12 protein-coding genes and 3 tRNA genes are annotated in these 14,836 nt (G+C 31.5%); 6 read left to right on the forward strand and 9 right to left on the reverse strand.

All coding sequences use genetic code 11. The features are described 5' to 3' along the window. Positions 1-17: 17 nt before the first annotated feature. Positions 18-1,355, reverse strand: coding sequence for a TolC family protein (locus tag TDSAC_RS05415; RefSeq protein ID WP_108309239.1), 1,338 nt, complete (start codon positions 1,353-1,355; stop codon positions 18-20). Beyond that, a complete protein-coding gene (locus TDSAC_RS05420; RefSeq protein ID WP_108309240.1) occupies positions 1,352-1,918 on the reverse strand; it encodes a TetR/AcrR family transcriptional regulator in 567 nt (188 codons plus the stop codon). Before TDSAC_RS05420 ends, TDSAC_RS05415 begins: the two co-directional genes overlap by 4 nt. 320 nt (positions 1,919-2,238) lie before the next feature. On the opposite strand from TDSAC_RS05420, the gene TDSAC_RS05425 reads away from it, so the two are divergent. The 3 genes from TDSAC_RS05425 to TDSAC_RS05435 all read left to right on the forward strand — a co-directional run bounded on the left by TDSAC_RS05425 (position 2,239) and on the right by TDSAC_RS05435 (position 2,768). Continuing rightward, a tRNA-Leu gene (locus TDSAC_RS05425) sits at positions 2,239-2,325 on the forward strand. 28 nt (positions 2,326-2,353) lie between these two features. Next, positions 2,354-2,641 (forward strand): CC/Se motif family (seleno)protein, encoded by a 288-nt coding sequence (locus TDSAC_RS05430; protein WP_108309241.1) that lies wholly within the window; start codon positions 2,354-2,356, stop codon positions 2,639-2,641. 40 nt (positions 2,642-2,681) lie between these two features. Continuing rightward, positions 2,682-2,768: transfer RNA gene (locus TDSAC_RS05435), tRNA-Leu, on the forward strand. Between the two features lie 10 nt (positions 2,769-2,778). On the opposite strand, the gene TDSAC_RS05440 is transcribed toward TDSAC_RS05435, so the two are convergent. The 6 genes from TDSAC_RS05440 to TDSAC_RS05465 all read right to left on the reverse strand — a co-directional run bounded on the left by TDSAC_RS05440 (position 2,779) and on the right by TDSAC_RS05465 (position 10,292). Further along, entirely contained in the window at positions 2,779-6,258 is a 3,480-nt protein-coding gene (locus TDSAC_RS05440; protein WP_108309242.1) for an EAL domain-containing protein, read from the reverse strand. Positions 6,259-6,302: 44 nt separating this feature from the next. After that, positions 6,303-8,123, reverse strand: a complete 1,821-nt coding sequence (gene thrS, locus TDSAC_RS05445) for a threonine--tRNA ligase (protein ID WP_108309243.1) — start codon at positions 8,121-8,123, stop codon at positions 6,303-6,305. A 120-nt stretch (positions 8,124-8,243) separates the two neighbouring features. Next, positions 8,244-8,319: transfer RNA gene (locus TDSAC_RS05450), tRNA-Val, on the reverse strand. 86 nt (positions 8,320-8,405) lie between these two features. Beyond that, positions 8,406-9,023: a GGDEF domain-containing protein gene (locus TDSAC_RS05455; RefSeq protein ID WP_108309244.1), complete on the reverse strand. Its 618-nt coding sequence runs from the start codon at positions 9,021-9,023 to the stop codon at positions 8,406-8,408. A 3-nt stretch (positions 9,024-9,026) separates the two neighbouring features. Beyond that, positions 9,027-9,290, reverse strand: a complete 264-nt coding sequence (locus TDSAC_RS05460; RefSeq protein WP_108309245.1) for a hypothetical protein — start codon at positions 9,288-9,290, stop codon at positions 9,027-9,029. Positions 9,291-9,398: 108 nt separating this feature from the next. Continuing rightward, positions 9,399-10,292, reverse strand: a complete 894-nt coding sequence (locus TDSAC_RS05465) for an MBL fold metallo-hydrolase (protein WP_199919718.1) — start codon at positions 10,290-10,292, stop codon at positions 9,399-9,401. A gap of 67 nt (positions 10,293-10,359) precedes the next feature. Between TDSAC_RS05465 and TDSAC_RS05470 the strand changes: the two genes are divergently transcribed. Beyond that, positions 10,360-11,622 carry a replication-associated recombination protein A gene (locus TDSAC_RS05470; protein ID WP_108309247.1) on the forward strand — a complete coding sequence of 421 codons (1,263 nt, stop codon included), beginning with the start codon at positions 10,360-10,362 and terminating at the stop codon, positions 11,620-11,622. A 1-nt stretch (position 11,623) separates the two neighbouring features. Here the strand turns inward: TDSAC_RS05470 and TDSAC_RS05475 are convergent, their stop codons facing one another. Beyond that, positions 11,624-12,268 (reverse strand): MBL fold metallo-hydrolase, encoded by a 645-nt coding sequence (locus tag TDSAC_RS05475; RefSeq protein ID WP_108309248.1) that lies wholly within the window; start codon positions 12,266-12,268, stop codon positions 11,624-11,626. Positions 12,269-12,423: 155 nt separating this feature from the next. Here TDSAC_RS05475 and TDSAC_RS05480 point away from each other — a divergent pair, with 155 nt between their 5' ends. Both TDSAC_RS05480 and TDSAC_RS05485 read left to right on the forward strand, forming a co-directional pair. Next, positions 12,424-13,449: a ketopantoate reductase family protein gene (locus tag TDSAC_RS05480; protein ID WP_108309249.1), complete on the forward strand. Its 1,026-nt coding sequence runs from the start codon at positions 12,424-12,426 to the stop codon at positions 13,447-13,449. After that, positions 13,450-14,814, forward strand: coding sequence for a TolC family protein (locus TDSAC_RS05485; protein ID WP_108309250.1), 1,365 nt, complete (start codon positions 13,450-13,452; stop codon positions 14,812-14,814). It abuts the gene before it with no gap. Positions 14,815-14,836: the final 22 nt, after the last annotated feature.

The raw sequence follows: 14,836 nt of genomic DNA on the forward strand, positions 1-14,836 counted from the left end.
CATATCTTTAATTGAATCTAATCCAATCCAATTGCCTTATACAAAGCCGCTTTTGCAACCTGATAGTCAAACTTAGCTTGAGCATATTGAGTTTGGGAAGTAGAAAGCTGTGCCTCTGCATCTAACACCTCAGAAATGGTGTTTACACCTGCCTGGTATCTAACTCTAGCTAATCTCAAGCTTTCTTCAGCCTCCGCTACTGATTTAGAAATGGTATCAATTCTTTGTTTTGCAGATATAAGATTTAAAAGCGCTTGCTTTACGTCCAGCTTAACTTGATCAAAAATCTGCTTTTCATAGTCTTCTTGAGTTCTATATGCTATTATTGCCTGCTGAACCTGACTTCTAATTATGCCACCATTATAAATTGGAATGGTCATCTCTACCACTGCACCCCAATCCTGGTTATTGGGGAAAAAGTGATTATCTACCCATTCTTTATATGCTGTAATAGTAAAGTCAGGAAGTCTTTTAGTCTTTGCAACCCATATAAGCTTCTTTGCAGCCTCTGCAGCAAATCTCGCAGCCCTAAGATCAGGTCTAAAAGAAACAGCCTTTGTTGTTAATTCGTCCACACTACCAGTTATATTGGGCACATCTTGATCTTTTGCAAGAATCAATTTTGTGTTCATTGGATATCCTATAAGATTATTCAAAGAAGAATAAGCCAAATCTCTTTGGTTTTTTGCATCCAGTAAGTTTTGTTTTATTTGAGCCAGAGCTACCTGAACTCTTAATACATCAATTTTAGCTGCCGTTCCAGCGTTATACATAGCCTGAGTAACCCTAAGTTGTTCTTCAATTTGCTTTAGATCTGCTTCTTGAGAAGCCACGTTATCTTCTGCCTGCAAACATTGAAAGTACGCTTTTGTAACTCGATACGTTAAATCTTGAACTGCACTTCTATAATTTTCTTCAGCTTCTCTTACGTTAAGCCAGGCAGCAGATCTTTGCTCCCAAATCTTTCTCCATACATCAAACTCATATGTTAAAACAGCCCTATGATCATAAGTAGTTTTATAGCCTGTTGGGACTTTACCTATTCCCGGAAGCATAATAGCAGGAGCACTTTTTAACTCTGTATAAGTTGACTGCCAATTTAGATGAGGAACGAGATAACCAGATATTTCGTGCGCCTGCATTCTTGCATTTCCAATCTTTTCTCTATCCATTTTTAACAAAGGACTATAGTTTTTTGCAAGTTCTATTGCTTTATCAAGAGTAAGACTTAACTCTTCAGGAGGATTAGTGGGCTTATATTCCAGAACTTCCTCTTTTGATTGAGCAACACAAGTAAGAGATACAAAAACAAAAAATAAAATAAAGAAAATAAAACAATTAATCTTTATTCTCATCTAATCAACCCCGAAGTTAAACCCGAAAAAATCATTTGCCATATTTCTTTCTTGTTCAATTTAATCTCTTCCCCTTTCAAAACTAAAGTTGTAAAAAATACAAGGTTTCCCCATATAAACAGCGAAATCATTCTTTCATTAATTTCCCTAATTATATTTACCTCTATAAGATTTCTCACAATCTTATCCAGGTCTTCAATTATATATTTATCTCTCATACTCCTTAATTCGTTATAGAAGGTTTTATCTCCAAGTGAAAGTCCATTTAAAACTAAACTACCCAACTTACTTGCAAGTTCCCAGTTATCAAAATAATCATATACAAAAGCTCTCAAACTTAATATGCTATTGAAATCCTTGCCAGACCAAAGTATTTCAGACAACTTCCTAAAAGCATACTCTATAGTCGAATAAAATAAATCTTTTTTAGAATTAAAGTACAGATATACTGTCCCTTTTCCTATATCTGCTTCCTTTGCAATATCACTTATCCTGACTTGAGAGTATCCTTTTTGGGAAAAATATTCAAGTGATACTTTCAAAATTTTATCTTCTATATCCATATCTCCACACTATGACCAATCAGTCATTTTTTAAATTTTAACCTACAAAATTTGTTTTGTAAATATCACATTATATTCAATTGTTTAAAAATATTATATTTATATAATATTAACATAAATGAATACATTTTAGGCTAAAATTAATTTTGCTTTTATATTTGAAATTTTACAAAAACTTAAATACAAAAATTACTTTAAATTAGCTAAAAATTATTTTCAATTTTAGCATAAATTACTAAAATCAGGTTATTTTAAAAAATATAACTAACATCATTGAAACAATTGACAGCATCCTTTAAATATTGTAATTTAGGAATAAAGCCGAAGTGGCGAAATGGCAGACGCGCTACGTTCAGGGCGTAGTGAGGTATAACCTCATGTGGGTTCAAATCCCACCTTCGGCACCAAGAATTCCTATAAAAAATGAGGTAAGGAATGGCTATACATATTAGTGCTGATGCAAAATCTTATATTGCTAAAAATGGAAATACAATATACTTTGATGACTATCCTACAATTGGAACCTGTGTAGGAGATATTAAATTTCCTCCATCAGTTAAATTGGGTACTCCTAAAGACTCCTCAAAGTTTGAAGTTACAAAAATAGACACGGTAATTATATATCTTCCAAAAGATATTCAGTATAATCGAGATTTGACGATTAAGCTTAAAAAAACTTTGGGCAAATATCAACTGGTAATCGACGGTTGGAAATACGTTTGACTTTTCAAATTTTTTGTTATATATTTTCTCTAACATCAACGCCGAGGTGGTGAAATTGGCAGACGCGCTGGACTCAAAATCCAGTATCCTCACGGATGTGTGGGTTCGAGTCCCACCCTCGGCACCAATTTTTAATTCTATGATTTTATCAATTCTTCAAATTTTTCCTCTGGCATAGGTTTTGCCAAAAGAAAGCCTTGAACGTACTCGCATCCTAATTCTTCCAATATTTTTAGTTGATCTAAAGTCTCTACTCCTTCAGCAATAGTTTTTAGATTAAGTCTCTTGTTCAAAAATATTATGCTCTCAACAATCGATTTTGCCCTAATATCCTTTTCTATATTATTTAGAAACGATTTATCGATTTTCAAGGAATCAAGCTTAAGCCTGTAAAGATAGTTAAAAGAAGAAAAACCAGTACCAAAATCATCCAAAGATATAGAAATACCTTCTCTATCGAATTTCTTTAGCATAATTAAGCAGCGCTCAAAATCCTCAACAAATGTTCTTTCAACGAGTTCTATACCAAACATTCTTCTGCGAACTTCATACTTTTTAATGGTATAAATTACATATTTCCTAAAATTTTCATCTTTAAAACTTCGTTCAGATAGATTTATTGAGATTGGCACTATATTTTTCTCTCTTTTTTCCCAATCCATTAATTTATTGCAAACGTTGTCAACTACAAACCTCTCAACGTCACTTATTCGGCCCATTTCTTCTAATATAGGAATAAATTCCATAGGCAAAATCACTTGACCATTATTTTTCCATCTAAGTAGCGCCTCTGCACCAACTATACTTTTGTCCTTTATCGAAAATATTGGCTGATAATAAAGAATAAATTCTTTATTAATAATAGCTCTCTCTAATCTTGACTTCAGATCAAGTTTCATCCTTGCTCTTTGCTCAAAATCTTTCTTATAAAACCCTATTTTTCTATCTTTACTGCCTTTAATGCTAGCCAATCCAATATTAGCTCTTTCAAGAAGAGTTTGTGCATTTTCGCCATCATTTGGGAAAAAACTAACTCCGTAGTTAAAGAAAACTAAGATCTCATTTCTTTTTGAAATTTCATAAGGTTTCTCAAGGGCCAGATTAAGCTTTGAAATTATATTTAAAACATCTTCTAAAGTCGCAATATCTTTTAATAAAACAACAAACATATCTGACTCTAATTTTCCTATTAAATCATATTCTCTTAGAGTTTTCTTGATTCTATCAGCTATTTCACATAAAATTAAATCCCCTGCATAAAATCCATAAGCTTGATTTATTGAAGAAAAACCAATTGGGTTTATTATACAAACGCTAGCAAGCTTTTTCTCATATTTTGCAATACTAATAAATTCATTGGCACTTTCAATAAATTTATTTCTGTTTAATAGACTCGTTAAAGGATCGTAGTCCTTTAATCTTTTTAAACTATCCTCAAGAGATTTTGCCTGAGTAATATCTTTGCCTACTGCAATATAAAATCTTATTTCACCTCTGATCAGAAATGGTGTAATTGTAGTATAACTGTAAACCCTTTCACCAGATTTAGATTTATAGATAAAAAGATCAGCAAATCTTTGGCCATTTCTAATAGTTCTATAAAACCTTCTTGCAAATCCCAGGCCCTGTGATCTTGAAGATATGATTGAATGATGCTTACCTATCAGCTCATCTTTGGTATACCCAAATATCTTCTGAGTGTTGTCGTTTACATAAACTATTTTAAAGTTTTTATCCGTAATCATCACAAAATCGCTTCCAGAGTTAAGGGCAGTAGAAGTCATAGCATTAAATCTTTCCATTTCAATCTTTCCTAAAGCAAAACTTATATCAGTACCTATTTCATTTAAAAGTCTTAATATATCTGGAGTAAAAAAATCTTTTTTAGCAGAACAACAAAATATTGAACCAATAACTTTATTATTTTTAAAAATTGGTATTGAAGCAGAAGAACTCAAAAAACCATAACATTTAAATTTTTCCTTGATTTCTTCAGTTTTTAAAGAGATGGTCAGATCATTATAATAAATAATTTCTTTATTTTGTATAGAAATTGCACTAATAAAACCCTTTTCTATTAAAATAGATAATTCTTCTTTATAACTTTCTTCAATAAACTTCAAAAAGTCATCATATTGATTATCTAAACCATCTTCTTGATAATAGAAACTATGGATCTTTAACTTGTTTTCCTCATCAATTATAACAAAGAAAACAATTGAAAACCCTGCATCTTTTACTAAGATTTCATTAACCGTTTGATACAAATCTCTGATAGAGTCAGTTCTAATAATCAGTTGATTTATATCTGAAAGAGTTATATATAATCTTGTTAGCTCTGATATCCTTTCTTGTTGAAGCTTTTCCTTAGTAATATCCCTTGAAAGTTCCACAAATCTATAAACTTTGTTGTCAAAGAAAACAGGAATAAAGATTGTATCCAGGTAAAATATATTTTTATTTTTAGTCTGTCTTATAAGTTCACACTCACATCTTTCTCCCCGAGAAATCCTATCAAACAGTTCTTTACAAAAATCCTCCGGATAAAAATCAGGAATAAACATTGATAATTTATTCCCCACGACCTCATCTACACTATAGCCAGAAATTCTTTCAACAGCTTTATTCACGTGCAAAATTGTCCCAGTTTCATCTGCTATTAGAAACCATTCTGGAGACTCTTTTATCGCTTCACTAAGTAGTTTTATATTCTTCTCCTTATCAATTTTTTCTAAAGCAAAGGAGATATCACTCTTTATTTCATCAAGAATTTCCATATATTCTTCACTGAACAAATCTGGCGTCCTGGAATATATTACTAATACAAATTCAACTTTACCGCTTTTATATAGGGGTATGGAACAAGCAGAACGAATGCCATGTTTTTTGTAATATGTTACCCATGGTTTCATTGATTCAGACTCTAAGGTATCAGAAACCAGAAAAACCTTTCCTGTTCTATAGGCATTTCCTACTGTTCCTCTGTCCTCAGGAATTCTTTCATCAACTGAAATGGTAACCTTTTTAAAGTCCTCCACAAGAATCTCAGGAGTATTCTTCGCAAAAAACTTCAATCTAAAAAGTTTGTTAGAATCTATGTCACCAAGAAAGGCACCTACATAATTGAGTTTATCAACTAACAAATCACACAAAGATTGAAAAAGCTTATTTTCCCTGTCTGTTTTTATAATAAGCCTATTAATTTCTTTTATCGTGTAAAAAATTGCTTCAAGATTTTTTTCTTTAGATATTATCTCTATTACGCCACCAATTTCAACAAACCTTTCGTCCCTGGATAAAATTATCATATTAATTTTAAGCCATATATAATTTCCATCATTAGTTTTAAAACGCAATTTACACTGCGAATTCTCTCCTATCCCTAAAGATAAAAAATTTTCAAAAAATTTCATCCTATCATCTGGATGCACATTTTCTACAAAAAGATTGTTTTCGACTAATCTTTCACTACTAAACCCGCCTATAGCTTTGTCCTTAAAGTTATCAAAAAAATTTAAGCTATATATTATTGGACTTCTGTTTTTAACGATAAACCTAGAAGTAAAAGCAACTCCTGAAAGACTATTAATAATCGATAAAAAAATATTATTATCCATATTAAATGCTTAATTTCATTGTTTTCCTCTATGAATCATTTATATTAATTACCAGAAGGAATTCTTGCTTCATTAGATAGTCTCTTTATGAATTCTTCTATGCTTATTTGTCCTTCATCGTTCATGCCTCTTGTTCTAAGCGATACTAACTTAGCCTCATATTCTTTTTTCCCTATTACCAATATATACGGAATCCTATTTAGTTCCGCATCTCTTATTCTATATTTCAAGGTTTCATTCCTTTTATCAATTTTAGCTCTATAACCCTCGTCAGACAGCCTTTTTCTAACCTGAGAAGAATATTCTAATAGTTCTGGGTCTTCTTTAACCGGTATAATCATTATTTGTATAGGAGAAAGCCATGCTGGGAACATTCCTGCGTAATTTTCTATTAGAGCTCCGAGAAATCTTTCCATACTTCCAACTACAGTTCTGTGAATCATCACAGGTCTTTTTTTAGTGCCATCTTTATCAGCATATTCAAGATTAAACCTTTCTGGGAGTGCAAAATCTACCTGAATAGTTGGACCAGTCCACTTTCGCCCGAGTGCATCTATTAACTCTACCTGAATCTTTGGCCCATAAAACGCACCGTCTCCTTCAATTATTTCGAACTCAATGTTTTTTTGTTTTAGAGCACTAATCAATGAATTCGTAGCAAGATTCCATTGCTCATCAGTACCTATTGAACCATCAGGCCTAGTACCTACCGACACTACATATTTGAAGCCAAAAAGTTCCATCATATCTTTTGCAAAATTAAGAACTCCTATTATTTCATCCTGAAGCTGTTCATCTGTACAAAATATATGCGCATCATCCTGGGTAAAACCTCTAACTCTCAAAAGACCATGTAACGCTCCCGATCTCTCAAATCTATACACTGTTCCAAGTTCAAAAAATCTTATAGGCAAATCCCTATAACTTCTTGTTTTAGAATTATATATCATCATATGACCAGGGCAATTCATAGGCTTTACTGCATACTCCTGACCATCATTTTCAAATATATACATATTTTCTTTATAAAAATCAAAATGCCCTGAAATTTTCCAAATCTTTAAATTCATCATATGAGGAGTATAAACTATTTCATAGCCCCTCTTAACGTGCTCCTTTCTTAAATAGTCTTCAATAATAGTCCTAATAACTCCTCCATTTGGATGCCATAGGATAAGTCCAGCACCCACTTCATCAGCCATGCTATAAAGATCAAGCTCTTTACCCAATTTTCTATGATCTCTTTTATGTACTTCTTCCAGCCAATTAAGGTAATTTTTTAACTCTTCTTCTGTCCAAAATGCAGTTCCATATATTCTCTGAAGCATCTCCCTTTTTTCATCACCCCTCCAGTATGCCCCCGCTACATTTAGTAATTTAAAATGTTTTATCTGACCGGTAGAAGAGAGATGAGGCCCTCTACATAGATCTACAAAGTTACCCTGTTTATATATACATACTTCATCATCAGGAATGTCATTTATTAACTCTAACTTATAATCTTCTTTAAGATCAGCAAACAATCTAATCACATCTTCTTTCTTAAGGCATATCTTTGTAATTTCAAGATCTCTTTTTGAAATCTCCTTCATCTTTTTTTCAATTATCTCAAGGTCTTCAGGCGTAAAAGGTTCCTTTCTATATATGTCATAATAAAAACCATTTTCTATAGAAGGGCCGATTGCAAGCTTTGTTTCAGGAAAGAGTTCTTTTACAGCCTGAGCCAGTAGGTGAGCTGCTGAATGTCTTAAAACGTCCAAAGATTCTTTATCCTTATCAGTAATCGGTTTTAAAGGCTTGCCTTCCTCAAAATCCCTATAATCAACAAGCTTATCGTTGTCTAAATAACAAATAATTTGAGACATCAAAACCTCCAGATAGTGTTATTTGATAGATAATTAAATATATCACAAAATCAATTAAAAGTTTATTGATTGAGGCTTCTAAGGATATCAAAGGAAGCTGATTAATGAGGATAACTTGAATGGTGGGCGGTGTAGGAATCGAACCTACGACCTCTTGCATGTCAAGCAAGCGTTCCAACCACTGAACTAACCGCCCATTTAAATAACTGAAATATTATATCATAAAACAAAAAGAGTCAAGCTGATGGTATTTAGGAATATTATCTTTTATTAAATAATGATTTAGTGTATACTCTTCAAAATTTTCTCGTAAGATTCATTTCTTTTAGAAAATTTATTTGAATACATTGATATATCAGCCCTTTTAAAGATATTCTCAAATTCTTCATCCCTGGTATTTCCAATAGAATAACCTATACTAAAATACAAAGGAACGTCAAATTTATCCTTCAATTCTAAATAAATCGATTTAACTCTTTCTAGCAAAATTTGCATCAGATTAAAACTTGCATGAGGAATCAGAATTGCAAACTCATCCCCGCCCACCCTACAAACTATATCACTTTTACGAAAGGTTTTCCTAAGTATTTTGGCCATTCCCTGCAACGCTTTATCTCCCGCCTGATGTCCCAAAGAATCGTTGATCAGTTTCATTCCATCTACATCAAATACAAATACGCCTACCGGGTCCATTCTTCCATCACTATATTTCTTTATTTCATTTTCAAAATAGTTTCTATTATAAAGCCCCGTTAATTCATCATGAAAACTTAAATATTTTAATTTTTCGTTTTGTTGATATATATTTGATAAATCTTGAAAAACACAAAACCCATAAAACTTTCCATTAATCTCTACTAAATCCGAAACTAATAGAATGTGTTTAAATTCGTGATTTATTCTTCATGTAAACATAAGAGAAGCAGTATTTATCTTTCTCTCAAATTGTTCAATTAATACTTTTATAATATTATTACTATCTTTGCCAAAAAAGCCTTCATCCAAAGCAATAGAGTAGTGTTTAAAAAACGAAGTAAATTTCTTGCTTTTCCCAACTATATTAAAACTTTCATCTATTATACATATTGCTAAAGAAGATAAATTGAAAAACAAACATTCTGAACTTCCAAGCAGTTTACAAACTTTTTCCTGAAGATTCTTTTCCACCTTCTCCTCACAAAATCAAAAATAATCTTCGTAAGAATATCATTTTATTATAAGTTTGTCAAATAATTTGACCTTATTTAGGATTTTAGGTTCTAACCTCTAAAAAATTTATGAAACTCTTACAAAAAACTGCTGGTTATCTACAAATTCTACCCTTAGCAAGTCTTTATCAAGTAGATAGCTTATATATGCTAAAACAGAGAGTCTCATCAAAACACTTGTAGCCATATCTTTTATTGATATGTCAAACTTATCATATATAAGATTTAGGAGTTCTATTTCAGATATTTGCTTAAAACAGACATCAAGGATAAATTCCAAAATTTGATTAATAATTTTTTCGTTTTCATTCAAAATATCATGATAGTTTTCAAAAAGATCACCATGTGAAGGTATTATTCCTTTAAATTTCGAGTTTTTTAAGTAATTAAGAGTTTGTAAGGTCCCTTTTATGTCCGAGTTAAGAGGTATTTTGTGCTTGACTAAAAATTCGTAAGAAATAAAAGAATCAGCACAAAAAAGATAATTTTCAAATAAAATCCCAATTTGTCCAAATGAATGTCCCGGAAGCTCAACAATTTCAAAATCTATGTTATCAAAGTTTACCCTACCTTGAGAAACAATTCTGTCGACATTAACTTTCTTACCAAGAAAGAATTTTTGATGGAGAATTTTTGGCGGATTAGCACCACAAAAAAGATATATAGGCTCCCACAGTGGATATTCAAGTATAGATTTAGCAGGCAAAGTTGAAAGCACTTCAGTATTAAGATGTTTTACAAACCATGAAGCACCCCCAAAATGATCAGCGTGAGCATGAGTAATAACTATTTTTTTAGGAATAATTTTTTCATCATCTAATATCTTAAATGACTTCTTTGCATTATTGTCATCAATTCCAGCATCAATTAATATAGCTTCCTTTTTTTTGTTTAGTAAGAAACCTATATTCACACTAGACTTTATATATCCTAAGTGATCATTTATGTAAATTAATTGCATAATTACCTCCATCAAAAATAAGTGAAATATTAAGCAAATTATAACTTTGTTTTGATAAAATAAAAATATGGAAAACTTATTTGAAAGTGAACTTTCTTTGTCTCAGGCTATTTGCCCAAAAAATTTAGACGAATTCCTTGGGCAAAGCCACCTGCTAAGAAAAGATGGCACCATTTATAAAAGTATTATAAATGCAAAATTAAAGAGTGTAATTTTATATGGACCACCAGGAGTAGGAAAAACTACTCTTGCAAGAATAATTGCCTCTTATTCAAAAGCTAACTTTGAAACCTTAAATGCAGTTCTTAGTGGAGTACCAGAATTAAGAAAGATTATAGAAAAAGCAATAGAAGATAAAAAAAGAGGTATAGAAACCTTACTCTTTGTAGACGAGGTTCACCGATGGAACAAAGCTCAACAAGATGCTCTACTTCCAGTTCTAGAAGACAATAGTATCAGATTTGTAGGAGCTACTGTTGAAAATCCATTTTTTTATATAATTAAACCACTACTTTCAAGATCGCTATTACTTACACTCCATCCACTTAGTAAAGATGACCTTGGTAAACTATTTGATAGAGCAATAAATTATTATAAAAAGTCCAAAAATAAAGAAATTATTTTCGATTTACAAACAAAAGAATTAATAATCAATCTCGCCCAAAAGGATGCAAGATATTTGTTAAAAATAATTGAACTAATTGTAGAATCTTCAGAAGAAGATACAATAAAACTATCAAAAAACGACCTGGATGGAATAATTGAAAAAAAACTATTGTTTGATAAATCTAGCGATCAGCACTATGATACAATTTCTGCTTTTATTAAATCCATAAGGGGTAGCGATCCTGATGCAGCTATTTACTATCTAGCCCTAATGCTAAATTCAGGTGAAGACCCAAGATTTATAGCTCGAAGACTTATAATACTTGCATCTGAAGATATAGGCATGGCTGATCCATACGCTATAACAATTGCTGTAGCTACACTCGATGCAATAAATTTCGTAGGGCTCCCAGAAGCAGAAATAAACCTTGCTCATGCCACAGTCTATCTTGCCTGTGCACCAAAGAGCAATAGTGCATACATGGCACTAAATAAAGCAAAAAAATCCATTCAAGATGAGGAAATACTAAAAATACCTGAACATCTCAAAAATATTCATACAGAAGATTTAAAAAATAGATACCTTTATCCTCACGATTTTCCAGAACACTTTGTAAGACAAAGGTATCTATCCCAAAATAAGAAATTTTATTACCCATCGGATGTAGGTTTTGAAAAGAAAATCAAAGAGAGATTACAAAAATTATGGGGTGAAGAAAAATAGTTTACTTTTCAAAAACTGCTTTCATAACAATCAGCTCTTTTTCTTTGTTTCCAGGTATCACTTCATATTTACTTGAGTTAATTTTATTTATACTATATTTCCACACTGATAAAAACTCATTGAGCGTTTTAATCGGAAATTCATTTCCGGTCAATTTATAGTGCATTGGAATAACTTGTTTTGGATTAATAATGTCTACAATTCTCATTACCTCATCTGACCCAATTGTATAAAACCCACCTACAGGAATCAAAAGCAAATCAAGGTTTTCATATGGTTTCAAAGAATCCTTAGATGGCACCTCCCCTAAATCACCAAAATGAGCAAGGCTTAAGTCATCAGCAATTATTTTAAAAGCAACTATTTTCCCCCTATCCTTTCCTCCGTTATTATCATGATTAAATTGATGACCTTCGATAGAAAGGTCTTTAAACTCAAATTTTCCAGCATTTTTAAATACCTTTGGGTTACCTTTAACAACGTTAACCGCATTATGATCGAAGTGATCGTGAGATATAAAAACCACATCAACTGGAACAGAAGGTAAAGGATAACCTACCTTTTCATTAAACGGATCAAACATAAATCTTGTGCCAGCTTTTGTTTCACACACGAAACAAGAATGACCAAAATATTCAATCTTCATTTTTTAACCTCCAAAAATAAGATTTTTTTTACAGGATTTGACTAGAAACTTAAATTATTAAATATTATTTTAAATCAAAAATAAATTAAAATGTTAGAATAACCCTGTTACTTATACTTTTTTTTTTACGTATCTTTAATGAAGAGGTGATAGTTATGAAAATTTTGATTGCTGGAACGGGAGCTTTAGGAATGCTATTTGCAGCCTATCTATCAGAAAAACATGAAGTTCAGCTATTTGGATTTAGTAAAAACGTAGATTTTATAAATAACAATGGAATAAAGGTTATAACCCCACAAAGCACAAAAAATTATAAAAACGTTAGAGCATTTAGCGACCCAAAATTAATCAAAAATGAAAAGTTTGATCTATTAATTGTTGTTGTAAAATCATTTTCTACAAAGGATTATTATGATGCCCTTGGAGAAATAAAATCAAACATTTCTTATGCGCTTTCTTTTCAAAACGGCATCAAAAAGGAAGAAGAGCTGATAAATTTCATAGGTAAAGATAAAGCCATCTCTTCTGCATGTACCATAGGCGCAACTTTTACCGACAAAGGAGCTGTCAAATACACTTCACCGGGTTTTATATGGCTTTCATTATACGAAAAAACAAACCCCTCTGCAAAATTTCTTGAAAATTTATCTCAAACTTTTGCTAACATTAATTTTCCTACAAACATTGAAAACGATCCATACGGTCTCGTTTGGAATAAGCTTGTATTTTATAGCGCAGGGGCAGCGGTAGGTTGTTTAACTTTACTTCCATACCATATGATATGGAATTCAAAGAGTCTTTGTAAAGTTTTTCTGGATGCTCTAAAAGAAGGCAAAGTTATTGCAGAAAGTGAGGGAGTAAAGCTTTTCGATATGAAGGGGCTAGAGGTAATTAGTTTAACCACTATGCTTAGCGAAGATGAAGCTACAGAAATTTTAAATGGGAAAGCAAAACAACTTGAAACAAGGGGACTAAGGGATTTAAGAGTATCAATGTCTGTTGATATCTTAAGACAAAAGAAAACAGAATTAGAATTTACTCTTGGAGAACTCTATCACAGAGGAGTAAAAAACAAACTCATCACACCTGTTATTCACACATCTTATCATATAATCAAGGGTTTAGAAGAACTTTATCTTAATAAAGAAAGAAACTTCCTATATAAATATAGGTTAATATAAATGTCATTAATAGCAAGGGAAAATAAATATATTAAAAGGATCGTATTTAGCTTTTTACTATTCTTGATATCTCTACTTATTTACAGCCTATCACCAAATTTACCAACATCCTACGCAGCTGACTCAAACGAAACAAACATACTAACTCTTGAAGATGCACTCAAAATAGCAAAAGAAAACAACAAAACTCTTCAAGCACAATATTATCAGATGCAATCTGCAAAGGAAACGTATATTCAAGCTTTAGGATACAGACTGCCAAATATTACAGGTTCTCTTAACTACGAAAGAATTAGGACTATGTCAACAAATAATGCGTCTTATGGTTCAAAAGATGATTTTTCTTATTCTTTAAATGCAAATCAGCTTCTTTATGATTTTGGAGCAACAAATTCATATATACAAAGTGTTTATCACACGTACAAGCAAAGCGAAAAGCAATATCTTGATACTCTCAGACAAATAGAATATCAGGTAAAACAAAGTTATTTAAACGTTTTATCTGCTAAACAACTTTATGATACTGCTAAAGAAGGTTTAAACCTTGCCAATCTAATTTTAAAATACACTCAATCTGAATTTGACGTAGGTTTAGTTGCCAGATCAGATGTTCTCTCCGCAGAAGTTGAAGTCCAAAACGCTAAAATTTCACTTTTAAACGCTAAAAATCAAATTAACGTGAGTCTTGCAAACTTAGCAAATGTATTAGGTTATGACCCTAGAAAAAGTTTTACAATATCTCAAATAGCTTATAAGAATTCTCCTAAATCTATATCAACAAGCTTTGCAGATCAAATTTTTTCCATTGCAATAAAAAATAGACCTGATATTGCAGCCATCGTAGAAAGTATTGATGTTGCAAATTATACTCTGAAAAACCTTAAAAGTTCTTTATACCCTAAAATTAATCTTGTTGCCGATTATTCAAGAAGTGATAGTAAATTTCCACCTGAAAACTATTCATGGTTCTACGGCATAACCGCAACGGTAACCTTTTACAACGGTGGACAAAACATTTCGAAAATCAGACAGGAACAGGACACCCTTAATTATTTGATAAAAACAAAAGATAATTTAGAAGATTCAGTAAAACTAGCTGTGTGGACAGATATTTTGAATTTAAACAACGCTTATTCTACGTTTGAGTTATCTGACGCTGCAGTAAAAAGTGCTGAAGAGAATCTAAAAGTAAATGAAGCCCAATATAAAGAGGGTTTAAATTCTATAATTGATCTTACAACAGCTAGAAATAACTATATTGCGGCAAAAAATCAAAGAATTATAAATGAATATAATTATTATCTTAGCCTTGCTACCCTGGAGAGAGATCTGGGTGTAAAATTTTTCAATATTGAAAATTACTAATTTAGAAAGCAAATTATTACAT

It is taken from the genome of Thermodesulfobium acidiphilum (assembly GCF_003057965.1).
GTDB lineage: Bacteria > Thermodesulfobiota > Thermodesulfobiia > Thermodesulfobiales > Thermodesulfobiaceae > Thermodesulfobium > Thermodesulfobium acidiphilum.